Raw genomic sequence first — 22,415 nt, forward strand, 5'->3', positions numbered from 1 at the left:
GTCGGTGTGGTGATGCCGAGTGTTGTGGGTCAGTCGCGGGCGGAGTGCCGCGCGACGCCGGGACTTCGAGGGGCGGGTGCCGTGAAGCCTGAACCGAGCAGGCCAATTGCGTCGATCAAGTGCTGCCGCAGGCTCGCGAGCGATTCAGGGGAAAGATCCGGGCCGTGTTGTTCGAACCAGACGCTCATGGCTGCCTTGCCGCAGGAAATGATCGACCCGGCCAAGGCCCGCAAATAGAGCTCATCGACATCCGGGCCGAGGCGAAGGCGGGCGGCGTCGATGATCTGCGTGGTGCAGTGGTCCCAGGCTTCCAGTTCGGAACGCACCAGGGCGCGGTTGTCGTGGGTCAGGCTGAAGAGCTCGGCCATGGGGGAAACCGTCATGGGGTCAGCCAGCGCCGCGAGGGCGGCGCGGGCGGAATCAAGGATGGGTTCGTCCGAAGGGCGCAGGCGGAATTGTTCGAGGGCATGGTCCAGGAATCCCTCGGTCACTGAGGCCAGGGCCGCTTCGAGGCTCGGGAAGTAATTGAAGAAGGTGCGCCGGGATACGCCTGCCGCTTCCGCGATATCTTCCACGGTGAAATTGCCGGCGCCCCTGCTGCGCAACATGGCGAGGGCTGCATCCGTGATCGCTTGGCGGGTGGCCAGCTTGTTCTGTTCCCGACGCGAGGGGACAGCGGCGGTGTCGGAAGTTGTCACCTACTTACACTAAGTGCAACTTTGCACTCAGGGCAAGTTAAATCTCCGGCGGTGCCGCGTGTTCCTGGGGCGCGGCCGACGTCGTGGGCTGCTCGGACTGCTGGGCAGTGACGCTGGTGAGGTAGATCGACTGGCCGGTGGCGCCGGGCTCGCCTTCGGCCAGCGGGATGGCGAATACCGCGGTGCCGTAGGCGCACACTTCGGTCCAGTTGCCGCCCATCTCGGACGTGTCAAAGCGCATGGCGACAATAGCGTTGGCGCCGCGCTGCTGTGCCTCGTTGACCATTCGGGCCATGACCTCCTGGCGGCTTTCATAAAGTGCCTTGGTCATTTCGGGGAGCTCGCCGCCGCCGAGGGAGCGGAAACCGGCAATCATTTGGGAGCCGAGATCACGCGAGCGGACCGTGAGGCCCATGACTTCGCCGAAGACGGCGTCGATCCTGTGGCCCGGAATCTTGTTTGAGGTGACGATCAACATGGACAGAGCCTATCCAGAATCCACCTCTGTTAATACGACAAATCCCCGGGGCATTCCCCGGGGATTTGTCCGCGCGACGGTGCGTGGCCGCTAGGCCTTGGCGTCAGCGAGTTCGCGGGTGTCCTCGGATGCCTCCGGAGACTCGGTCTCGGCCGCGAACGCCGTTCCCTTGCGTGGCGCGTTGTAGAGCGATTCGTCGAGGATTCCCTGCCGTTTGGCCACGATGGCCGGAACCAGCGACTGTCCTGCGACGTTGACGGCCGTGCGGCCCATGTCCAGGATGGGGTCGATCGCGAGGAGGAGCCCGACGCCGGCAAGCGGCAGCCCCAGCGTGGACAGGGTCAGCGTGAGCATGACGACGGCGCCCGTGGTGCCTGCCGTTGCCGCCGAACCAAGGACCGAAACCACCACGATCAACAGATACTGGCTGAAGTCCAGGTTGATGCCGAAGAACTGGGCAACGAAAATCGCAGCAACGGCCGGGTAGATGGCGGCGCAACCGTCCATCTTGGTGGTGGCGCCGAGCGGCACGGCGAAGGATGCGTAACCCTGGGGAACTCCGAGGTTGCGTTCGGTGACGCGCTGCGTGAGCGGCAGCGTGCCGATCGAGGACCGGGAGACAAATGCCAGCTGCACGGCGGGCCACACGCCCGAGAAGTACTGCTTGACGGACAGCCCATGGGTCTTGACCAGGATAGGGTAGACGACGAAGAGCACCAGGGCCAGGCCCGCGTAGATGGCCACGGTGAACTTGCCGAGCGAACCGATCGTGTCCCAACCGTAGACGGCCACTGCGTTGCCGATCAGGCCGATGGTGCCCAGCGGGGCGATGCGGATGATCCACCAGAGGACCTTCTGAATGACCGCCAGGGCGGAAGCATTGAGGTTGAGGAACGGTTCGGCCTGCTTGCCGACCTTCAGGGCGGCGACGCCGACAGCGATGGCGATGACCAGGATCTGGAGCACATTGAAGCTGACCGACGTGCTGGCGACGCCGTCCGTGACGCTTGTGCTCGCGCCAATGCCGAGGAAGTTCTTGGGGAAGAGGCCGGTGAGGAATGCCCACCAGTCGCCGGTCTTTCCGGCGTACTCGGCCTTCTTGGTGATGCCGGTGCCGGAGCCCGGCTGCAGGAGCACGCCAAGTCCGATGCCGATCATCACGGCGATGAGCGAGGTGATGGCGAACCAGAGCAAGGTGTTCCACGCCAATTTCGCCGCATTGGACACTTGGCGGAGGTTCGCGATCGAACTCACCACTGCGGTGAAGATCAAGGGCACGACGGCGGTCTGCAGCAGCGAGACGTAGCTCGAGCCGATCGTCTGAAGCGTGGCGCCGAGTCCGTTGGGAGCCTTCGTGGTGCTACCGGTGGCCTTGGCCAGGAGACCGAGTGCCAGGCCGATCACCAGGGCCGCGATGATCTGGACACCGAAGGACGTTGCCCACTTGGGAAGCCGGGACCCAGTCTTTCCGGCGGAAGTCAAAGTGTTGGATGAATTGCTCACCGGAACAAACTAGGCCCCGAAAAATACCACCGCGACCCGACGTTGAGAAATGTTACATTCCCAAATTCGAGCCGCCACCGTACAAGCCCGCGAATTCGCCGCCAATCCACCCATTTATGAAGTTATTCCCGGACGGAATGTGGGGAATGTCTCGTACGTCTCAGCCCATCTGACTCGCATTTGTTGTCGTTCTGAGCCTCCAAAACGACAACAAATGCGAGTCAGTTGGGTCACCCCAGCAGCGCCCGGCGAAGCGTATCCAGGCCAACAGAGCCAATGTTCAGTGCATCCGTGTGGAAGGATTTCAGGTCGAATCCCTCGCGGCGTTCGAGCTCAGCCCGGATTTCTTCCCAAAGCCGCTGCCCCACCTTGTACGACGGAGCCTGGCCCGGCCAGCCGAGGTACCGGGTGAATTCGAACTGGAGCTGGCCCGCGCTGATGGGAAGGTTGGCCTTGAGGAATTCGAAGCCCTTGTCCGAGGTCCACGTCCCGCTGCCCCAACGTTCTGGAACTTCCAGCTCGAGGTGGACGCCGATATCGAACACCACGCGGGCGGCGCGCATGCGCTGCATGTCCAGCATGCCCATGTGGTCGCCCGGGTCCTTGAGGTAGCCGAGTTCCAGCATGAGCTTTTCGGCATAGAGGGCCCAGCCTTCGCCGTGCCCGGAGACCCAGCAGACGTTCCGGCGCCAGTTGTTGAGGAGCTCGCGGCGGTAGACGGCGGTGGCCACCTGGAGGTGGTGGCCGGGGACGCCTTCGTGGAACACCGTGGTGGTTTCGGCCCAGGTGGTGAAGGTGTCTTCGCCGGCGGGAACGGACCACCACATGCGGCCGGGCCGGGAGAAGTCGTCGGAGGGACCTGTGTAGTAGATGCCGCCTTCGTCCGTGGGCGCAATGCGGCATTCGAGCGTCTTCATGATGTCCGGGATCTCGAAGTGCACGTCGGCCAGTTCGGCGACTGCGCGGTCCGAGAGTTCCTGCATCCAGGCCTTGAGGGCATCGGTGCCCTTGATTTGCCGCTCGGGATCGTTGTCGAGGATGGCTTTGGCTTCCTCGATCGACGCGCCGGGCTTGATTTGCCCGGCTACGCGCTCCTGTTCGGCAATGAGCCTGTCGAGTTCCTGCACGCCCCAGGCGTACGTTTCCTCCAGGTCCACGGTTGCTCCGAGGAACAAACGTGAGGCCAATGCGTAGCGCTCGCGGCCCACGGCGTCCTTTTCCGGAGCAAAGGGCAGAAGCTCCGCTTCGAGGAAGGCGGCGAGGCGCAAGTAAGCGGAACGCGCGACGGCGGCACCGGCGTCGAGCTTTTCCTGCAGTTCCGCAGGCAGCGGCTGGCCGTCGATGGTCGCTCCGGCGGCGAGCTTGGCGAAAAAGCCGTCCTCGGCCGCGTATTTGCTGGTCTGTTCGATGACGATCTTGACTTGGCGGGCCGCGGAGACTTTCCCTGCGTCCCTGGCCGAACGAAGGGAAACGATGTACCCGTCGATCGCTTCAGCGATGTTGGCCGCGCGGCCGGCGATGTGCTCCCAGTGTTCGGCAGTGTCGGTGGGCATGAGGTCGAAGATCGCGCGGATGATTTGGGCCGGAGACTCGATGTTGTTCAGGTCCGCGGCGTCCCAACCGGACTCGTGGATTTCGAGGGCCAGGCCAAGCCGTTCCCGCATCGCGTCAAGGGTGACGACATCGGAGGCGTCCGTCGGTTCGAGCGCGGCCAGCTCGTCCAGGGTGCGGCGCGCTGCCTTGGCGAATGACTCCGCGCCGGCAGGCGAGAAGTCCTGGTACTCGGTTTCGTGTCCGGGCAGGCCGAGGGTGGTGGCGAGGGTCGGGTTGAGGGCAAGAAGGGTGTCCGTGTAGGCGTCGGCGACCGCATCGATGGCAGTCTGGAGGCGTGCCGGAGCTGTGTTAGGAGTAGTCACCCCACGAGCCTAACCGCGACAACTCTCTTGTGAAAGGGTTGTTGCAGATATCCCGGAGGCCAACCCAACTGGCTGGCATTTAATGTCGTTCTGAGCCTTCAGAACGACATTAAATGCGAGCTAGTTGGGTCACCATGGAACTTAGCCCCGGCTTCGCTTCCAGGCGCCTGGCCCCGGCGTGGGGTCCATGCGCAATTGCTGCCGTCGCAGCCAGTGCCGCGTGCTCGGTTTGGGAGCTTCGGCTTCCTCCGGCGATCCAAGGGAAGCGACGACGGCGGCAAGGGCCGCGAGCTCTTCCGGCGTCGGGTTTCCCTTGACGACTGAAAGCAAGGGCTCGGCCGGCGCCGCGTCCGTCGGGCTGGGAACGTTCTCTTCGACGCTCACAGGGGGATGTTTCCGTGCTTCTTGGTGGGCAGGCTGGCGCGCTTGTCGCGAAGGGCACGGAGGCCCTTGATGATCTGGATGCGGGTCTCCGACGGCACGATGACGGCGTCGACGTAGCCAAGCTCGGCTGCCTGGTAGGGGTTGAGGAGTTCTTCCTCGTACTGGCGGATGATCTCGGCACGCTTGCCTTCGACGTCGCCACCCGCCTCGGCGACGGCCGCAAGGTCGCGGCGGTACAGGATGTTGACGGCACCTTGGGCGCCCATGACGCCGATCTGGGCCGTCGGCCACGCGAGGTTGAGGTCGGCTCCAAGCTTCTTTGAACCCATCACGATGTACGCTCCGCCGTAGGCCTTGCGGGTGATGACCGTCAGCTTGGGCACGGTGGCCTCGGCATACGCGTAAAGCAGCTTGGCTCCGCGGCGGATGATGCCCTGGAATTCCTGGTCCTTGCCGGGCAGGAAGCCGGGGACGTCCACCAAGGTGATGATGGGAACGTTGAAGGCATCACAGTGGCGGACAAAGCGGGCTGCCTTTTCCGAAGCGGAGATATCCAGGGTGCCGGCGAACTGCATCGGCTGGTTGGCCACGATCCCGACCGTGTGGCCTTCAACCCGGCCATAGCCGATGATCACGTTGGGGGCGTAGAGGGACTGCATTTCGAGGAAATGGGCGTCATCCACGATCTGCTCGATGACCTTGCGCATGTCGTACGGCTGATTGGCGGAGTCCGGAATGAGCGTGTCCAGGGCGAGGTCGTCGTCGTCGAGCTCCAGTTCTTGCTCGTGCTCCAGGACGGGGGCCTCGGAGAGGTTGTTGGACGGCAGGAAGTCAAGGAGTTCGCGGACGAACTCGATCGCGTCGGCTTCGTCGCTGGCGAGGTACGTCGCGGTGCCGGTGGTGGCGTTGTGCTGGCGCGCGCCGCCGAGGGTTTCCATGTCCACGTCTTCGCCGGTGACGGTCTTGATGACGTCAGGGCCGGTGATGAACATGTGGGAGGTCTTGTCCACCATCACGACGTAGTCGGTGAGGGCGGGGGAGTAGGCGGCGCCGCCGGCGCACGGGCCCATGATGAGGGAAATCTGGGGGACGACGCCGGAAGCATGGACGTTGTTGCGGAAGATGTCGGCGAACATCGCGAGTGAGGCGACGCCTTCCTGGATGCGAGCACCGCCGCCGTCGTTGATGCCCACCATCGGGCAGCCGTTGCGGAGGGCGAACTCCTGGACTTTGACGATCTTTTCGCCGTTGACCTGGCTCAGGGAGCCGCCGTAGACGCTGAATTCCTGGCTGTAGATGGCGACGAGGCGGCCGTCGACGGTGCCGTAGCCTGAGACGACGCCATCGCCGAGGGGTTTCTTCTTCTCCATGCCGAACGCGGTGGAGCGGTGGACGGCCAAGGCGTCGAACTCCACGAACGAATCTTCGTCGAGGAGCATGTCGATGCGTTCGCGCGCGGTGTTCTTGCCGCGGGCATGCTGCTTCTCGATGGCTTCGGGGCCGGAGGGTTGCTCTGCACGGGCCTGGCGGTCGCGGAAGTCGGCAATCTTTCCCGCTGTCGTTGTCAGATCGTGGCTCATCAAATGTCTCCGGCTCTGTAGCTGATTTACGCTGGCACTGCTTCGTTAGGCATGCGCTCTTAAGTAGCATCCGTACAAAGTGCGGGCCCTGTTGGCTAGTCTAATGACGCAAAAGCCACAGACCGCTGTAGAAACCCTACAATTTTCCGACTTCAAGTCGAGCATCAAGCAATGTTACTCGCCAGTAACATAGTTGCGTTACAGTGTCCTCATGACCTCAAGCAACGATGCTTCTGCAAACCGTGCCCTTCCCTACCAGGCGCATGCATCACTGAAGGGCCGCACCATCCTCATGTCCGGCGGCAGCCGCGGCATCGGCTTGGCAATCGCCACCCGCGCGGCCCGCGACGGCGCCAATATCGTCATCATGGCCAAGACCGGAGAACCCCACCCCAAGCTGGAAGGAACGGTCTTCACGGCCGCCGAGCAACTGGAAGCAGCCGGCGGCCAGGCGCTGCCGCTCGTGGGAGACGTCCGCAACGACGGCGACGTTGCCGCGGCGGTTGCCGCCGCCGTCGAACGCTTTGGCGGAATCGACGTCGTCATCAACAACGCCTCGGCGATAGATCTCTCCCGCACTGACGCGATTGACATGAAACGCTATGACCTCATGCAGGACATCAACGTCCGGGGGACGTTCCTGCTGTCCAAGCTCGCGCTTCCGGCCCTGCGGAGATCGGGCAACGGCCACATCTTGACTCTTTCCCCTCCGTTGAACCTTGACCCGAAATGGGCCGGCATGCATTTGGCCTACACCATGGCCAAGTACGGTATGAGCCTCACCACTCTGGGACTGGCCGAAGAACTCAAGAACGACGGCGTGTCGGTCAACTCGCTGTGGCCCTGCACCCTGATCGACACTGCCGCCATCCGGAATATGCCTGGCGGGGAACAGATCGTCCAAGCCGCCCGAGGCTCGGACATCATGGCCGACGCGGCCCACGCTGTCCTGACCGGGGCGCATCTGACCGCAGACTCAGCCGGTTCGGCAAGTTCGGGCAACTTCTACACGGACGAACAGGTGTTGCGGGCTGCGGGTGTTTCGGACTTCAGGCCCTACAGTCTGGGGGCCCCGGAGGAGAAGCTGGTGCCGGATATCTTCCTCTAAGCGGACAACTTCTTCCGGGACCAGCCTGGCTGGATAGGATTCTGTCTATGGATGCCGAACAGCCTGCCAGCACCGAACCACGTGCCCCGCGCCCGGGCCTGGACCGTGATGCCCTGCTTCATCCCGACTTCCTCGCGGCCACCGGTATTTCGCAATTGAAGATCGTGGAGACCACCGGCTCCACGAACGCCGATCTGCTGCGCGCCGTCACCACCGAGCCCAAGGAATGGTCCGACCTCGCAGTCCTCACCGCCGAGCACCAGACGGCGGCGCGGGGCCGGCTCGACCGTCATTGGGAATCTCCCGCACGTTCGGCGATTTCCGTTTCGATCGTCCTGCGCCCCGTGAATTCCGAAGGCCTGCCCGTCCCGACCCAGAGCTACTCCTGGCTCTCCCTCCTGGGTGCGCTGGCCTTGCGTGAGACGCTCCTGGAAACCGCCGGCCTGCCTGCCGAGATCAAGTGGCCCAACGACGTCCTCGTCCGGGGCAGGAAGATCGCCGGCATCCTGGCCCAGATGGGGCCGATGGGCGACGGCTCGGTTCCGGCGGTGATCCTGGGTACCGGCCTCAACGTCACGCTCGGCGAGGATGAATTGCCTGTCCCCACGGCAACCTCCCTTCTGCTTGAAGGTGCCACCACCACGGACCGCACCGTGCTTCTTCGGAACTATCTCTCCCGCTTCGCGTCGCTGTACCGCAGTTTCTGCAACGCCGACGGCGACCCTACAGCGGGATTGGCCGGCGGCTCCTCCCTGCACAAGCGGGTAGAAGCTGTCATGGTCACCTTGGGACGCGAAGTTAAAGCTCATCTGCCCGGCGACCACGAATTGGTGGGGCATGCGTCCAGGTTGGATGAATATGGTTCCCTTTTAGTGGTGGACCATGGTGGCCGCGAGCACGTCGTGACCGCCGGCGACGTTGTCCACCTGAGGGCTACCGAAAGCGGTTATGCGTAAAGAGCTCCTGCGTGGGGAGCAAGTCATCGTGATCACGCGGCAGCAGCCCAGGATGCTTTTTGGTCCCGTCCTGGCGTTCATCCTGGTCCCCGCTGCGGCCGCCTTCGCCTGTGCCTGGATAGTCAAGGGCGGACCGGGCAAGTTGCTTCCGGTCATCACGAGCGACTGGACCCAATGGTTGGTCACCGCGTGCCTGGCCATCGTGGCGATCGTGCTGCTCGGCTACAGCCTCCCGCGATTCATCCGCTGGCGTGGCATACGGTACATCCTGACAAGCGGCCGGATAGTTGCCCGTTTCGGAATGCTTCGCCGGGGCGACTGGCAGGTTCCGCTGGCCGCGGTGCGAAGCGTGGGTATCAAACAATCGCTGCTCCAACGGATATTGCGCTCCGGGAATATATCCTTGGATACCGGGCACCCCGGCGAGGCCGTCCTCGCGGACGTCCCGGAGGTCGGCAAGTTTCGAAGTTTCATCCTGGATGCCATGGCCGAGCTTCCGACGAATGTCAGGTTTGGCCCCGGCGCCGTGCCGGAGGCCGGCCATTTTGACAGTTTTGCTGGACCAGTTGACTACCCGGATGCCGCGTTGCCCTGGGATATGAGAGAAGGTGGAAGAGATGAGCGTTGACGAGCAGGAGCCTGAGTACATGGACCACGAGCCCGACGCCGTGCCCGAACCTTCCGTGGACCAAGCACCAACGGGGGTCCTCCCCGTCGTGTCCCCGCCGACCGGGGCCCTGTCTTCAGAACGGCTTGCCATCAAGGCCCTGGAAACCAGGCTCCTGGGCGGCGAACGCAAACTCCGGCGACGCGAAGTTGCGGCCGGAGCAGGTGTCTCGCTGTTGTCTGCCCGCAAGCTGTGGCGAGCCCTGGGTTTTCCCAACTTCGGCGACCAGGACGTCGCGTTCACTGAGCGCGACCTCGCTGCGCTTTCCACCATCCTCGACCTTGTCCGCGCAGGAAAGCTCACCGAGGAAGCCGCCATTTCCGTGACGCGCGCGATCGGCCAGATGACCGACCGGATGGTGGTGTGGCAAGTCGAGGCCCTCATCGAAGACATGGTCATGCAGCAAGGCATTCCCGACGCCGTTGCCCGCAAACAGTTGGTCAATGAACTGCCCAACCTCGTCGATGCCATGGAAGAGATCCTCCTGTACTCGTGGCGGCGCCAGATGAACGCCGGTGTGCAGCGCCTGGCCGTCCGTGCAGAGGCAGGTCTTCAGGCCAGCGAAGCCGGCCGCGAAGGGGACGAAGACGATGCCCCTTTGCCCTTGGCGCGCGCCGTGGGCTTTGCCGACCTCGTCTCCTACACGAGCCTGTCACGCCGAATGAACGAGAAAACCCTGGCCCAGTTGGTCCAGCGCTTCGAGAACAAGTGCGCGGAAATTATCTCCATCGGCGGCGGACGCCTCGTCAAGACCGTCGGCGACGAAGTTCTCTACATCGCCGAGACGCCGGCCGCCGGCGCTGAGATTTCCTTGGCCCTCGCCCAGGCCTTCACGGAAGACGAAATCCTGCCGGAAGCCCGCGTCGCCATGGTCTGGGGACGGATCCTTTCCCGTCTCGGCGATATTTACGGCCCCACTGTCAACCTCGCGGCCCGCCTCACGGCCTTGGCTGAACCCGGCACGGTCCTCGTGGATGAGATGACCGCGGCAGCGCTGGTCCAGGACGAACGCTTCGTCCTGGTTCCGCAGACGGCCGAGAACGTTCGCGGTTTCGGGGAAATCCTTCCCGTCCGGCTTGCCCGCGGACTCGGCAGGGGACTGGTTCTCGACTGATGAATTCACCCTCCGCAGTGACCTCCCCTGAGCACGGATTCACGTTGAGCTATGGCTACGGGACGGACCGCGGACTCAGCCGGGAACTCAACGAAGATTCGCTCCTCGCGGAGGATCCGGTCTTCGCGGTGGCCGACGGCATGGGTGGGCATGAGGCGGGCGAGATTGCCAGCGCGCTGTGTGTGCGGACCCTCGGCAGCATGCCGCAATTGGCGCCGGGAGTCCGCTCGGCGACCGCTGTTGCCCTGCAAGAGTGCATCCTTGCCGCCGACTCCCAGATCCGGAATGCTACGGGTGGCCGCGCCGGAACTACGCTCACCGGCGTCGTTGTCGCCGAGCACATGGGCGTCCCGTATTGGCTGGTCATGAACATCGGCGATTCGCGCACGTATCGCTTGAGCGGGGGCGATTTCAGGCAGATCAGCGTGGACCATTCGGAAGTCCAGGAACTCGTCGAGGCCGGAAGCATCACCCGTGATGAAGCCACGGTGCATCCTCGCCGCCATGTCGTGACCCGTGCCCTCGGCACAGGCGGCGAAAACGAAGCGGACTTCTGGTTGCTGCCCGTCCAGGACGGGGACCGGATGCTGATCTGCTCGGACGGACTCACCGGGGAGCTGAGCGACGAGCACATGTTCCGGATCCTGAGCACCGTGGAGAAGCCCCAGGACGCGGTGGATGCCCTCATCCACGAGGCGTTGCTGAGTGGCGGACGGGACAATGTCAGCGCGATTGTGGTGGATGCCCGGATCGAGTAGAACGACGCCGAAGGGCACCGGCACGGGGTCCTGCCGTCGACGATCTTAGGGAACGCGATTTGCGACACGCCCGGACTTTGTAGGAAGATTCCGGTCAATACCACCCCAACTCCGGGCGGCCTGTGCCGTCCTGCAGAGGTAAACATGACCCAACGCTCCTCCGCGCGCTCCGGCGGCGCGACCCGTACCGCCGTGCGACGCCCGTTCTCCGTTGCCCTTGCGGGCATTGCCATGGCTGTGGTGATGTGCGCTTTCCCATTGCTTTCGGCCCACGCCGAGACCGTCGTCGCTCCCGGGCAAGGACAAGTTTCGCCCACCTCGCCCGCCCCGGCCCCGGACCCGTCACCGGTACAGCCTGAACCGACCCAGCCGAAAGTGGTGGATCCCGCACCCACCAAGCCACCCGTCGTCGTGCCGGTTCAACCCGCCCCGGTGGCCCCCGCCCCGACGGTGCCTGCACCTGCCGCGCCTGAACCGGCACCCATGACACAGGTGACTGTGGAACCGGAACCCGGCGTGGCGCCGTCGGAGGCTCCGGTGGCCTCGAGCCCGGCGACTCCGTCGGGCAGCCCGACGGCGAGCGCCTCGCCGTCGGCGTCGTCCAATTGGAATACCCCCATCCAAGACGGGCTCAAGGCCACCCACGCTGCCTCAGTGAGCAATGCCAAAGGGCCGGGTTCGGACATGTTCGCCGTGATCGCCATCATGGGCGGCGTGCTTTTGGTCGCGGCCGGCGGCATTGCCTTCGCTTTGTGGAGCCGCCACCGCTTTACGCACTGATTCCTGCTTCCCGTCCGGGGCCCTATTTTGTCGCTGCTTTGCGGCAAGATAGGTACGTGAGCACAGCAGAGAGCGAAACCGCAGTTCCAACGGAAGCCGTACGGGAAGAGTACGAAAACCTCGCGGACCTCGTCCGAAAGTACCGCTATGCGTACTACCAGGAAGATGCGCCGACTGTTTCGGACGCCGAGTTCGACTCCCTCTATCGGCGCCTGGAGGAGCTCGAGGCGCTGCATCCCGAGCTGGTGTCCAACGATTCGCCCACTCAGGAAGTGGGCGGAGAGGTTTCGGCCGCTTTCGCCGCCGTCGAGCACCTCCAGCGGATGTACAGCCTGGAGGATGTCTTCTCGTTGGACGAGTTGGAAGCGTGGGTCCGCAAGGCTGAGGCTTCGGTCGAAAAGCTGGGCACGGCGGCTTCCCGCATTGCATGGCTGACGGAGCTGAAGATCGACGGCCTGGCCGTGAACCTGCTCTACCGCGACGGCAAGCTGGTACGTGCCGCCACGCGCGGAGACGGCACCACGGGCGAGGACATCACCCACAACGTGCTCACCATCAAGGAGATCCCGCGCCAGCTTAGCGGCAGCGGATTTCCGTCCGAGGTGGAAATCCGGGGCGAAGTCTTCATTCCGTCCAAGGCATTCGCTCAATTCAACGAAGCATTGATCGAGGCCGGCAAGGCGCCGTTGGCCAATCCCCGCAACGCCGCGGCGGGTTCCCTGCGCCAGAAGGACCCCGCGGAAACCGCCAAGCGCCCCTTGCGGATGTTCGTTCACGGCATCGGGGCCCGCGAAGGCCTTGACTCCACGAGCCAGTCGGAAACGTACAAGCTGTTGGAAGAGTGGGGCCTGCCGGTCAGCCCCTATTTGAAGGTCCTGGACTCCTTCGAGCAGGTCCTCGACTTCATCAAGCACTTCGGTGAACACCGGCACGACCTCCTGCACGAGATCGACGGCATCGTGGTCAAAATCGACGACTTCGCCACTCAGCGCGCCCTCGGTTACACCTCGCGGGTTCCCCGTTGGGCCGTTGCCTACAAGTACCCGCCGGAAGAAGTCCACACCAAGCTGCTGGACATCCAGGTCAACGTCGGCCGCACCGGCCGCGTCACTCCCTACGGGGTGATGGAACCGGTCAAGGTGGCCGGATCAACCGTGGAGATGGCCACCCTGCACAACCAGGACGTGGTCAAGGCCAAGGGCGTCATGATCGGCGACATCGTGATTCTGCGGAAGGCCGGAGATGTCATTCCTGAGATCGTCGGGCCGGTACTGGCCCTGCGCGATCAGCAGGATCCTCCCGTGCGTGAGTTCGTGATGCCTACGGAATGCCCGTCCTGCCACACGCCCCTGGCTCCGGCGAAGGAAGGCGACGTCGATATCCGCTGCCCCAACGCGAAGTCCTGCCCGTCCCAGCTGCGCGAGCGTGTCTTCCATGTGGCGAGCAGGGGCGCCTTCGACATTGAGGCTCTCGGGTGGGAAGCAGCCATAGCCCTCACCCAGCCCGCCGAACCGGAAACTCCACCCCTGCGCAGCGAGGCGGCGTTGTTCAGCCTCAAGCCGGAGGACCTCGCCGAGGTCCGCATCCGGCGCGAGAAGCGCTCCAAAGGCGTGGGCACGGGAACGTTCGAACTGGTGCCCTACTTCTATTCGAAGGCCACCGCCAAGACACCCTCCAAACCCACAGCCACCACCGACAAACTGTTCAAGGAACTTGAGAAAGCCAAGACGCAACCCCTCTGGCGCGTCCTGGTTGCCCTGTCCATCCGCCACGTCGGCCCCACTGCGTCCCGCGCCCTGGCCACGGCCCTGGGGAGCATGGAAGCCATCCGGGCCGCCACCGAGGAGGAACTGGCCAACGTCGACGGGGTGGGACCGACCATTGCCGCGGCACTCAAGGAATGGTTTGCCGTTGACTGGCACCAGGAAATCGTTGATAGCTGGGCAGCCGCCGGTGTGCGCATGGTTGACGAACGCGACGCCGGTATCCAGCGGAACCTGGAAGGACTCACCATCGTGGTGACCGGCTCCCTCCCCACGCTGAGCCGGGACGAAGCCAAGGAAGCCATCATCATCAGGGGCGGCAAGGCAGCCGGCTCGGTTTCCAAGAACACCAGTTACGTCGTGGCCGGGGAGAACGCAGGCTCCAAGCTGGACAAAGCAGAGCAGCTTGGCATCCGGGTGTTGGACGAGGACGGCTTCAAGGCATTGCTCGACGGCGTCCTGGAACCTGTCGGCGGAACGGCTCCGGATGATGAAGACGCAGCCGTTTCCCTGGCTGGCGCTGCCGCGGCGGAAGCGGACCCCGCCGAATGACGGCCGATGTCTTGGACCTTCTCGCTGTCGCCCACGCGGCTGCCGCGGCAGGCGCAGAGGTGCTCGCGGCCAGGCCTGCGGGCCCCGACTCGGCGGGGAACCTCGGCGTCGTGAACAAAGGTGACGCCGGCGATTGGGTGACGGCCTTCGACGTCGCGGCGGAGAACGCTGTGCGGGGCGCAATTACCGCGGCCCGCCCGCACGACACCATCACGGGCGAAGAGCACGGCACCACGCGGCCCGAGGAGCCCAGTGGCTACCGATGGTCCATCGATCCGCTGGACGGCACCACCAACTTCATCCGGAATATCGTCTACTACGCCACGTCCGTGGCCGTTGCCGATGCCGACGGCGTCTGGCTGGCCGGCGTCGTCAACGCCCCGGCGCTTGGACGCATCTACTCGGCGGCACGCGGCCACGGAGCGTGGCTTGAAGAGAACGGGCAACGCACCCAACTGAGCGGACCGCTGCTCGGCCGTACGGGGCTGATTGTGGCCTCGGGGTTCAGCTACGATCCCGCCACGAGGGCCGAGCAGTTCGCCGGGCTCGGGAACCTCATGGAAGGCTTCGCCGATCTCCGCCGGCTCGGCTCCGCCGCATTGGATCTCTGCCTCGTGGCCGATGGAACCCACGACGCCTTCGGGGAGCGCGGGCTCAACGAACACGACTATGCGGCGGGTGCGTTGATCGCCGAGGAAGCCGGCTGCTGGGTCCGCCGCCCACGGCTGACCAGCCCGTTGGACGGCGGACCCACAGACGCGGACCGTTTGGAAGCGTGGACGTGCGCGGGAACCCTTGAGCTCTCGGGCAAGTTCCCGCTCTAGGGTCGCGCGACGCTCGCTCACTTATGTTGGGTTTTCGGCGGACGCTCGCTCGCTTGTGTTGGCTTTTTGGGCGACGGGGGTCCGAGTCCCGTCAGGCGCCGGCGAGCGGCCCCACCGCTGAGAACCGGTTGGCAGGGCGTTCCAAACCGTAGTGTTCCCGCAGCGTTCTGCCGGTGTATTCAGTGCGGAACAGACCTCGTTGGCGCAGCACCGGCACCACCTGGTCAACAAACGTCTCGAGACCTGACGGTAGAACAGCCGGCATGATGTTGAAGCCGTCGGCCGCGCCGTTTTCGAACCACAGCTGGATCGCGTCGGCAACTTGCTCCGGGGTTCCCGCGAAGGTCAGGTGGCCGCGGCCGCCTCCCAGCCTGCCGATCAGCTGGCGCACCGTAAGTTTCTCGCGGCGGGCCAGCTCCACAATGAGGGTATAGCGGCTCTTGGCTCCTTGGATCGAGTCCTCGTCCGGGAGATCCGCGGGAAGCTGACGGTCCAGGGGAAGGTCTTCAGGCTTCACGCGGAGCGTCTTGGCCAGCTCGGCCCTCGCATATTCGGGGCGGATCAGCTCATCCAGTTCACGTTCCAGGCGCAGCGCTTCGGCTTGCGTGGAAGCGATCACCGGGACAATTCCCGGCAGGATCTTGATGCTCTCAGCCGCCCGGCCGAGTGCGACGGTCCGAGCCTTGAGGTCGGCGTAGAACGCCTGGGCATCTTCCAGGGTTTGTTGGGCGGTGAACACGGCCTCGGCATACCTCGCCGCCAGGCCCTTGCCGTTCTCGGAGGAGCCTGCCTGGACGATCAGGGGATGGCCCTGGGGCGAGCGCGGCACATTGAGCGGCCCTTGGACGCGGAAGTGCTTGCCTGCGTGGTTGATGGGCCGGACCTTGGCGGAGTCTGCCCAGACGCCTGCCTCCTTGTCCGCAAGCACGGCGTCATCCTCCCAGCTGTCCCAGAGCTTCGCGGCCACTTCCAGGAACTCGGCTGCCCGTTCATAGCGGGTCGCATGGGCAGGCTGATCGTCTATGCCGAAGTTCCGCGCAGCTTCCGGTCCGGCTGTGGTCACCACGTTCCAGCCGGCCCTCCCGCCGCTCACGAAGTCAACCGAAGCGAAGCGACGGGCCAAGTTGAAAGGGTCGTTGTACGTGGTGGACGCCGTGGCGATGAGGCCGATCTTTTCGGTGGCGGCCGCAATCGCGGTGAGCAGCACCGTCGGTTCCAGCTTCCCCGCGGGACGGCGTCCGACGTCGCCGAAGATCACGGGGGAGTCGGCGAAGAAGATGGAGTCGAATGTGCCGCGCTCGGCGATTTGTGCGAGGTTTTGATAGTGCCGGATGTCGGTGCTGGCGCGCGGGTTGCTTTCCGGCAGCCGCCACGACGCCTCGTGGTGGCCGGTGCTCATGAGGAATGCGTTGAGGTGGAGTGTGCGTTGCTGCGGGCTCATGGGAAGTCCTTTCGTTGTGTCCTGGCTGCCAATCAACCACGCGGCACCGGCCCTGCGCCAGCATCGCGAAACCTTCCCGCAACAACCCGAAACCGGGCTTCACAACCCGAAACCGGACTCAATCCGGCGCCACGCGAAGCAATGTTGAGGCGCCCCGATGCTCGCTCACCAATGTGGGGTGTTCCTCCGACGCTCGCTCACTGATATCTGAGCGAGCGCCGGGTCCCGGGTGATAGTTCGGTCACGGAAACGCCGCTTTTGCACCCCGGCCCCTGCGGACCCGACTACCATGGATCAGTGCATTCGCAGATTACCGTCCGTCCCGCCCTGCCCGAAGACTACGACGCCGTCGCCCGAGTCACGATGGCGTCTTACGTGACCGCTGGCTACTACGGCAGCCCGGATCACCCGTACTTGGAGAAGCTGCGCGATGTGGCCGGCCGCGCCCGGTATGCCGACGTTTTCGTCGCTGAGCGCGATGGCCGGGTTATCGGCTCCGTCACGTCGGCCAGGGCCGGGGGCGACTTTTCGGACATTGGCCTTCCTGACGAACTCGAAATGCGCACCTTGGTGGTTGATCCGGAGGTTCAGCGCTCGGGCGCAGGCCGCGCCCTCGTCCAGGCAGTAGTCGACCAAGCCCGTTCCATGGATGGCATCAACGCCGTTTCCCTCACCACAGGCGCCACGTGGGAAAGCGCCAATGCCCTCTACGCCAAGACCGGATTCGAGCGGGAGCCCGAGCGCGACTGGTTCGTACCCGGGACCGACATAAAGCTGTTCGTTTACCGGCAGGATGTCCGCCAGCCATAAAGTTTCCTCGTAAACCCCGGCTATCGGGCCGGGTGCGGAAACTGAGAAAGGCGCGGCATGCGCAAGACATTCGGCACGGGTTCGGTCTGGGAACAGACACTTGGATACTCCCGGGCGGTCCAGGTGGACAACACGCTCTTCATTTCGGCCACGGCGGCCAGCGGCCCCGATGGCATCGTCGGCGATGACTTCTACTCGCAGACCAAATACATCCTCGAAAAGCTCGAAGCGGTCCTGGCTGACGCCGGGTTCTCTTACGAGGACGTCGTGCAGTCCAAGCTCTACCTGACCGACATCAGCAAGTGGGAAGACGCCGGCCGCGCACACGGCGAGGTCTTCGGCGAGATCCGTCCCACCCTTTCCCTGGTCCACGTCCTGCCGTTCCTCGACCCGGAAATGCTGGTCGAAATCGAACTGGTAGCCCAGAAGAGCGCCTAAGCAGCCCAACTGACTCGCAGTAGATGTCGTTTTGACGCCTCATAACGACATCTACTGCGAGTCAGTTGGGTGGGCTGCTACTTGGGGGAGAGCCGCGCGGGGACGCCGTAGCGGTGCTCGGGGCGGCCGGTGCTGCCGTAACGCAGCTGGATCTCGACGGCGCCATCATCGGCGAGCGAGGACAGGTACCGTTGCGCCGTGGCGCGCGAGACGCCCACCCGTTCGGCCACTTCCGTGGCCGAGTATTGTTCCCCCGGTGCCAAGGAATCCAGTACGGACGCTTCGGTCGCCGAACGGGGCTTTCCCGACGGCGCCACGTCACCGGCGACGAGCGCCCGCTTGGCCCGTTCGATCGTGTCCTGGTCCACGGCATGTTGGCGGCCAAGGATCCGCCGGTATCTGGCATATGAACGCAGTTGCTGCGACAGAGATTCAGCTGTGAACGGTTTCAGCAGATACGCCAAAGCCCCGCGGCGCAGGGCTGTCCTGATGGACACGGCGTCGGACGCTGCCGTCAGCATCATGGCATCCACATCGAGTTGGCCCAGAAGATCCAGGCCCGAACCGTCCGGCAGATAAACGTCCAGCAACACGAGGTCCGGCCGAAGGCTATGCACGGACTGTAGCGCCTGCGCCGTGGATCCCACCGGCGCCAAGGCAAGGAAACCGGCCACAGATTCCACGTAGGCGGCATGGAGCTTGGCGACGTGGAAATCGTCATCCACGATCAACACCCTGAAGTCTTCGCTCACTAGTGTCCTTCCTTGCGTTCGGCTGCGGGTGGTTTGGCCTGTGGGGACGGTTCTGCCAGTGCGGCATCGCCCGGCGTGCCCGTCACGCCCGGCATCGTGGCCATGAAGACGGCGCCAGGGCCGCCGGGCGAGCCCGGTTCCAGGACACGCACGTCGCCACCGCGACGCCGGGCGAGTTGCCGGACCAGCGCGAGGCCGAGCCCCTGCCCGCCGGCCCTGGCGATCCCGCCGTCGGCGGCCTCCGCCGTCGTGAATCCTTCCACGAAAACCCTTTCGGGCTCGATGCCGCCGAGGCCGTCGCCGGAGTCCGCGACGACGATGTGCAGCGTGCCGCCGTCGGGCCCCGGTTCATCGAGCAGCTCAAGTTCCACCCAGCGTTGCGTCGAAGAGCCGGCGACGGCGGCGTTGACGGCGTTGTCGATCAGGTTGCCGAGCACCGTGGTGACGTCCTGCGGCTCGGTGACGTGCTCCCGCACCAAGGTCTCGGGGCCGATCCGCAACGCCACCCCCCGTTCGTCCGCTTCCACGCTCTTCGCGCCGACGAAGGCCTGCAAATACGGATCCTGGAGGAGCTCGGCTTGCTGGACGGGAAACTTCAGGGGGCCCGTGGCGGAGATCCTGGCGAGGTAGTCCTTGGCCTGGCCGTGCTGGCCGATGCTCATGAAGCCGGCGATCGTATGGAGCTGGTTCGCGAATTCGTGGCGTTGGGCCCGGAGCGCGGCGGACATGGTGCCTACGGCGTCGAGCTGGCGCGTCAGCTCCTGGAGCTCGGTGCGGTCCCTGAGCATGACCACCCAGCCGAGATCCTCCTTGCGGTGCAGCGCCTTGCGGGCGTTGGCAACCAAGACCCGGCCACCTGCCACGATTTCCACGGCCTCGGCGTCGTGCGCGGAGGGTTGAGTGAGGGCCTTGAGCTGCGCTGGGACGGCAGCGTCGGCCCAGTCGGTGCCGGTCAGGACATGTCCATCGGTGGAGCCGGAGGTGGCGGGGGAGCCAGGAGTTCCTGAGCCTTCCGGCATGCCGAGCAGCCGCCTCGCCGCGGCATTGAAGACGGTGATGCGGCCATCGGCGGAAATGCCGATCACGCCGTCGTCCACGCCTTGAAGCACGGCTACCTGGTCATGCACCAGGGTACTGATTTCTTCGGGTTCGAGGCCCAAGGTCAGGCGTTGCAATCGACGACGCAGGAGGAACGACGCCAGGACGCCTGCAATCAGGGAGCCCGCCGCGGTCAGGGCAATCGGGACGATGTCCTCGGCAAGGCTTTGGCCGAGCGACTCCATGGAGTAGCCGACGCTGATTTCGCCCACCACCGTCGCTGCGGTACCTGGAGTCGCTGCGGAACCTGGTGCGTACACCGGAACTTTGGCACCCGCGGACGGCCCCAAGGTTCCGGTGTTCCGGGTGGTGACTTCCTTCCCGGAGAGGGCATCCGAGGGGTCGGTGCTGACCCGTTCGCCGAGCCGGGCCTGGTCCGGGTGCGCCAGCCGCAGGCCGGTCTCGTCCGTGACCACCACGAACAAAGCACCAGTGCGGCTCCGGGCAGACTCGGCGGCGGCTTGGATGGGGCCGCCCGCGAGAACGGCAGCGGGCGGGGTTCCCGATTCTTTGCTGATGGCTTCGACCTGGGAACGGATCACCGGATCCGAGGCCACCGTTCGAGCCAAAGTCAGCGCCTGGTTCTCCGCCTCTGTGCCGATCCGCCCATAGACGAGCCACGCATGGACGGTACCGCTGAGCAGCACCACCAGGAGGACGACGCCGAGCTGGAGGAGCAGGGTCTGGGTCGAGAACCGCAGGGCAAGCCTGGGCATCCTGCCTCCTTCCGGCTGGGATTGGCCGGCTGGAGCGGGGCAGCAGCGGCGCTGTGTTTCTACTTCTACCTCTCCATTGAAGCATTGAGCACAATGAGCAAAATGCTCTCAATCAGCACTATGTCCATCAAATCCCACAAACGCCCCGCCGGGAGCGTCGCCACTATACGTTCTGTATCGCGCATCACATCGACGTGATGCCGTTCACTGTAGTAAGGAGCCGGCTGTGCTGGTATTGCTTGGATTCGCAATGATTGCGGTGTTCATGGTCCTGATCATGACAAAGAAGTTGACGCCCGTTCTGGCGCTGATCATCGTTCCCACCATCTTCGGCCTGTTTGCCGGCGCCGGCCTCGGCATCGGAAGCATGGTGATGGACTCGATGAAGTCCATGACGTCCACGGCCGCCCTCCTGATGTTCGCGATCGTGTACTTCGGACTCATGATCGACGTCGGCCTATTCGACCCACTGGTGAAGTTCATCCTCCGCAAGCTGGGCAACGACCCCGCCAAAGTCGTCCTGGGCACCGCCATCCTCGCTGCTGCGGTATCGCTCGACGGCGACGGCTCCACCACCTTCATCCTCACCACCGCGGCGATGCTGCCCGTGTACCTCCGTTTGAAGATGAGCCCCGTGGTCCTGACCTGCGTGGCCGGCCTGGCCAACGGCACCATGAACATCCTGCCGTGGGGTGGCCCCACAGCCCGCGCCGCCACCGCCCTCAAGGTCGATGTCAACGACGTGTTTGTTCCCATGGTGCCGTCCCTCATTGCGGGCCTCGTCGTCGTGTTCGTGTTCTCCTGGCTCTTGGGCCTGCAGGAACGCAACCGCCTCCGCGCGACGGCTCCCGAGATCTGGGGCGACGTCGCCGACGCCGGTGACGTGTTCGACGGCGGGACGCACCGCGGCGGTACTGGCACCCGCGGAGGCTCCGGCGTCGTGGTCCTGGAACGCACTGAAACCCTTGTTGACCTCGCCGACACCGGCTTGACCGCCACCGCGCTCGATCCCCACCGCAAGACCCTGCGCCCGAAGCTCTTCTGGTTCAACCTCGGATTGACGGTCGCTGTCATGGTGATGCTCGTGGCCAACCTGGTGCCGCTGCCGTACGTCTTCATGGTGGGTTCCGCGATTGCCCTGTTGGTGAACTTCCCCAAGGTCAGGGAACAGGGCGCGCAGCTGGTGGCCCACGCACCGTCCATCGTGGCCGTGGTCAGCATGGTCATGGCTGCAGCTGTCCTCACGGGTGTCCTCAACGGCACCGGCATGGTCAAAGAGATGTCGGCGTGGCTGGTCCACATCATCCCCGCCGAGATGGGTCCGTTCATGGCCGTCATCACCGGCCTGCTCAGCATCCCGATGACGTTCTTCATGAGCAACGACGCCTTCTACTTCGGCGTCCTGCCGGTCCTGAGCGAAACCGCCGCGCACTACGGCATCAGCGGCGCGGAAATGGCGCGCGCTTCCATCACCGGCCAGCCCTTCCACCTCCAGAGCCCCCTGGTCCCGGCGATCCTGCTGCTGGTGTCCCTGGCGAAGGTTGAACTGGGAGACCACCACAAGAAGGTCCTGTGGCGCACGGCGGTCATCTCCGTCGTCATGCTCGCAGTCGGCATGCTGACAGGAGCCATCGGCATCGGGTGACAAACCAATCAAGCAACGCGGGGTCACTTACGGCCCATTCCGGACCTCCGGATGGGCCGTAAGTGACCCCGCGTTGTTCGTCGTCCAAGCCACGTAGACTAGTCCGGAAAACCATTTGAACTTTGCAGGGGAGATCCATGGCTGCGATCAACCGTGACGACGTCGCGCATCTTGCGCGTCTGGCTCACATTGAAATGAGTGCCGAAGAGCTGGACAGGATGGCCGGCGAGCTTGCCGTCATCGTGGACTCGGTGAAGTCCGTCAGCGAAGCTGCCGGGGACGATGTCCCGGCTACGTCCCACCCGATTCCTTTGAGCAACGTGTTCCGTGAGGACGTCGTGGGCCACACCTTCACGGCCGAGCAGGCGTTGTCCGGGGCTCCGGATTCCTTCGAGGGCCGCTTCAAGGTTCCGGCAATCCTGGATGAGGACTAA

At 64.6% G+C, this 22,415-nt stretch carries 21 protein-coding genes; 12 read left to right on the plus strand and 9 right to left on the minus strand.

Annotation, left to right across the window (positions count from 1 at the left end; all coding sequences use genetic code 11):
• Positions 1-29: 29 nt before the first annotated feature.
• From LFT47_RS06745 to LFT47_RS06770, 6 genes are all read right to left on the minus strand, one after another.
• Complete coding sequence (locus LFT47_RS06745; RefSeq protein ID WP_236816453.1) at positions 30-698, minus strand: TetR/AcrR family transcriptional regulator; 669 nt, start codon at positions 696-698, stop codon at positions 30-32.
• A gap of 37 nt (positions 699-735) precedes the next feature.
• A complete protein-coding gene (locus tag LFT47_RS06750; protein WP_236816454.1) occupies positions 736-1,176 on the minus strand; it encodes a YbjQ family protein in 441 nt (146 codons plus the stop codon).
• A 90-nt stretch (positions 1,177-1,266) separates the two neighbouring features.
• The gene (locus LFT47_RS06755; RefSeq protein WP_236816456.1) at positions 1,267-2,679 is read right to left on the minus strand and encodes a dicarboxylate/amino acid:cation symporter; all 1,413 of its coding nucleotides are present in this window, start codon (positions 2,677-2,679) and stop codon (positions 1,267-1,269) included.
• Positions 2,680-2,909: 230 nt separating this feature from the next.
• Entirely contained in the window at positions 2,910-4,595 is a 1,686-nt protein-coding gene (locus LFT47_RS06760; RefSeq protein WP_236816458.1) for a DUF885 domain-containing protein, read from the minus strand.
• 141 nt (positions 4,596-4,736) lie between these two features.
• A complete protein-coding gene (locus LFT47_RS06765; RefSeq protein ID WP_236816459.1) occupies positions 4,737-4,979 on the minus strand; it encodes an acyl-CoA carboxylase epsilon subunit in 243 nt (80 codons plus the stop codon).
• Positions 4,976-6,559, minus strand: a complete 1,584-nt coding sequence (locus LFT47_RS06770; protein WP_236816460.1) for an acyl-CoA carboxylase subunit beta — start codon at positions 6,557-6,559, stop codon at positions 4,976-4,978. Before LFT47_RS06770 ends, LFT47_RS06765 begins: the two co-directional genes overlap by 4 nt.
• Positions 6,560-6,770: 211 nt before the next feature.
• Between LFT47_RS06770 and LFT47_RS06775 the strand changes: the two genes are divergently transcribed.
• The 8 genes from LFT47_RS06775 to LFT47_RS06810 all read left to right on the plus strand — a co-directional run bounded on the left by LFT47_RS06775 (position 6,771) and on the right by LFT47_RS06810 (position 15,081).
• Positions 6,771-7,667: an SDR family oxidoreductase gene (locus LFT47_RS06775; RefSeq protein ID WP_236816461.1), complete on the plus strand. Its 897-nt coding sequence runs from the start codon at positions 6,771-6,773 to the stop codon at positions 7,665-7,667.
• Between the two features lie 47 nt (positions 7,668-7,714).
• Positions 7,715-8,623 carry a biotin--[acetyl-CoA-carboxylase] ligase gene (locus LFT47_RS06780; RefSeq protein WP_236816462.1) on the plus strand — a complete coding sequence of 303 codons (909 nt, stop codon included), beginning with the start codon at positions 7,715-7,717 and terminating at the stop codon, positions 8,621-8,623.
• The gene (locus LFT47_RS06785) at positions 8,616-9,251 is read left to right on the plus strand and encodes a PH domain-containing protein (protein WP_236816463.1); all 636 of its coding nucleotides are present in this window, start codon (positions 8,616-8,618) and stop codon (positions 9,249-9,251) included. The genes LFT47_RS06780 and LFT47_RS06785 overlap by 8 nt, the downstream gene beginning before the upstream one ends.
• Positions 9,241-10,404 carry an adenylate/guanylate cyclase domain-containing protein gene (locus LFT47_RS06790; RefSeq protein ID WP_236816464.1) on the plus strand — a complete coding sequence of 388 codons (1,164 nt, stop codon included), beginning with the start codon at positions 9,241-9,243 and terminating at the stop codon, positions 10,402-10,404. The genes LFT47_RS06785 and LFT47_RS06790 overlap by 11 nt, the downstream gene beginning before the upstream one ends.
• Positions 10,404-11,162 (plus strand): PP2C family protein-serine/threonine phosphatase, encoded by a 759-nt coding sequence (locus LFT47_RS06795; RefSeq protein ID WP_442863441.1) that lies wholly within the window; start codon positions 10,404-10,406, stop codon positions 11,160-11,162. The genes LFT47_RS06790 and LFT47_RS06795 overlap by 1 nt, the downstream gene beginning before the upstream one ends.
• A gap of 144 nt (positions 11,163-11,306) precedes the next feature.
• Positions 11,307-11,942, plus strand: coding sequence for a hypothetical protein (locus tag LFT47_RS06800; RefSeq protein ID WP_236816466.1), 636 nt, complete (start codon positions 11,307-11,309; stop codon positions 11,940-11,942).
• Between the two features lie 56 nt (positions 11,943-11,998).
• Positions 11,999-14,257, plus strand: coding sequence for an NAD-dependent DNA ligase LigA (ligA, locus tag LFT47_RS06805; RefSeq protein WP_442863442.1), 2,259 nt, complete (start codon positions 11,999-12,001; stop codon positions 14,255-14,257).
• The gene (locus LFT47_RS06810; protein ID WP_236816468.1) at positions 14,254-15,081 is read left to right on the plus strand and encodes an inositol monophosphatase family protein; all 828 of its coding nucleotides are present in this window, start codon (positions 14,254-14,256) and stop codon (positions 15,079-15,081) included. Before ligA ends, LFT47_RS06810 begins: the two co-directional genes overlap by 4 nt.
• 91 nt (positions 15,082-15,172) lie before the next feature.
• Here LFT47_RS06810 and LFT47_RS06815 read toward each other — a convergent pair whose 3' ends face one another.
• The gene (locus LFT47_RS06815; protein ID WP_236816469.1) at positions 15,173-16,522 is read right to left on the minus strand and encodes an LLM class flavin-dependent oxidoreductase; all 1,350 of its coding nucleotides are present in this window, start codon (positions 16,520-16,522) and stop codon (positions 15,173-15,175) included.
• Positions 16,523-16,819: 297 nt separating this feature from the next.
• Between LFT47_RS06815 and LFT47_RS06820 the strand changes: the two genes are divergently transcribed.
• The gene (locus LFT47_RS06820) at positions 16,820-17,332 is read left to right on the plus strand and encodes a GNAT family N-acetyltransferase (RefSeq protein ID WP_236816470.1); all 513 of its coding nucleotides are present in this window, start codon (positions 16,820-16,822) and stop codon (positions 17,330-17,332) included.
• Positions 17,333-17,389: 57 nt separating this feature from the next.
• Complete coding sequence (locus tag LFT47_RS06825) at positions 17,390-17,770, plus strand: RidA family protein (protein ID WP_184736138.1); 381 nt, start codon at positions 17,390-17,392, stop codon at positions 17,768-17,770.
• A 77-nt stretch (positions 17,771-17,847) separates the two neighbouring features.
• Here LFT47_RS06825 and LFT47_RS06830 read toward each other — a convergent pair whose 3' ends face one another.
• Together LFT47_RS06830 and LFT47_RS06835 are read right to left on the minus strand one after the other, a co-directional pair.
• Positions 17,848-18,522: a response regulator gene (locus tag LFT47_RS06830; protein ID WP_236816472.1), complete on the minus strand. Its 675-nt coding sequence runs from the start codon at positions 18,520-18,522 to the stop codon at positions 17,848-17,850.
• Positions 18,522-20,336, minus strand: a complete 1,815-nt coding sequence (locus LFT47_RS06835; protein ID WP_236816474.1) for a sensor histidine kinase — start codon at positions 20,334-20,336, stop codon at positions 18,522-18,524. Before LFT47_RS06835 ends, LFT47_RS06830 begins: the two co-directional genes overlap by 1 nt.
• A 226-nt stretch (positions 20,337-20,562) precedes the next feature.
• On the opposite strand from LFT47_RS06835, the gene LFT47_RS06840 reads away from it, so the two are divergent.
• Together LFT47_RS06840 and gatC are read left to right on the plus strand one after the other, a co-directional pair.
• Positions 20,563-21,981: a CitMHS family transporter gene (locus tag LFT47_RS06840; protein ID WP_236816476.1), complete on the plus strand. Its 1,419-nt coding sequence runs from the start codon at positions 20,563-20,565 to the stop codon at positions 21,979-21,981.
• Positions 21,982-22,118: 137 nt separating this feature from the next.
• Entirely contained in the window at positions 22,119-22,415 is a 297-nt protein-coding gene (gatC, locus tag LFT47_RS06845; RefSeq protein WP_078105822.1) for an Asp-tRNA(Asn)/Glu-tRNA(Gln) amidotransferase subunit GatC, read from the plus strand.

Origin of the sequence: Arthrobacter sp. FW306-2-2C-D06B, from assembly GCF_021789175.1 — a bacterium.
In the GTDB taxonomy this organism is placed as follows: Bacteria; Actinomycetota; Actinomycetes; order Actinomycetales; family Micrococcaceae; genus Arthrobacter.

Excerpts from the sequence above, each read along its gene's own strand:
- LFT47_RS06800 (WP_236816466.1), top strand. The coding sequence starts at position 11,307 with ATGACCCAACGCTCCTCCGCGCGCTCCGGCGGCGCGACCCGTACCGCC.
- LFT47_RS06790 (WP_236816464.1), top strand. The coding sequence starts at position 9,241 with ATGAGCGTTGACGAGCAGGAGCCTGAGTACATGGACCACGAGCCCGAC.
- LFT47_RS06810 (WP_236816468.1), top strand. The coding sequence starts at position 14,254 with ATGACGGCCGATGTCTTGGACCTTCTCGCTGTCGCCCACGCGGCTGCC.
- LFT47_RS06795 (WP_442863441.1), top strand. The coding sequence starts at position 10,404 with ATGAATTCACCCTCCGCAGTGACCTCCCCTGAGCACGGATTCACGTTG.
- LFT47_RS06785 (WP_236816463.1), top strand. The coding sequence starts at position 8,616 with ATGCGTAAAGAGCTCCTGCGTGGGGAGCAAGTCATCGTGATCACGCGG.
- LFT47_RS06780 (WP_236816462.1), top strand. The coding sequence starts at position 7,715 with ATGGATGCCGAACAGCCTGCCAGCACCGAACCACGTGCCCCGCGCCCG.
- LFT47_RS06750 (WP_236816454.1), bottom strand. The coding sequence starts at position 1,176 with ATGTTGATCGTCACCTCAAACAAGATTCCGGGCCACAGGATCGACGCC.
- gatC (WP_078105822.1), top strand. The coding sequence starts at position 22,119 with ATGGCTGCGATCAACCGTGACGACGTCGCGCATCTTGCGCGTCTGGCT.
- LFT47_RS06775 (WP_236816461.1), top strand. The coding sequence starts at position 6,771 with ATGACCTCAAGCAACGATGCTTCTGCAAACCGTGCCCTTCCCTACCAG.
- LFT47_RS06835 (WP_236816474.1), bottom strand. The coding sequence starts at position 20,336 with ATGCCCAGGCTTGCCCTGCGGTTCTCGACCCAGACCCTGCTCCTCCAG.
- LFT47_RS06770 (WP_236816460.1), bottom strand. The coding sequence starts at position 6,559 with ATGAGCCACGATCTGACAACGACAGCGGGAAAGATTGCCGACTTCCGC.
- LFT47_RS06825 (WP_184736138.1), top strand. The coding sequence starts at position 17,390 with ATGCGCAAGACATTCGGCACGGGTTCGGTCTGGGAACAGACACTTGGA.
- LFT47_RS06815 (WP_236816469.1), bottom strand. The coding sequence starts at position 16,522 with ATGAGCCCGCAGCAACGCACACTCCACCTCAACGCATTCCTCATGAGC.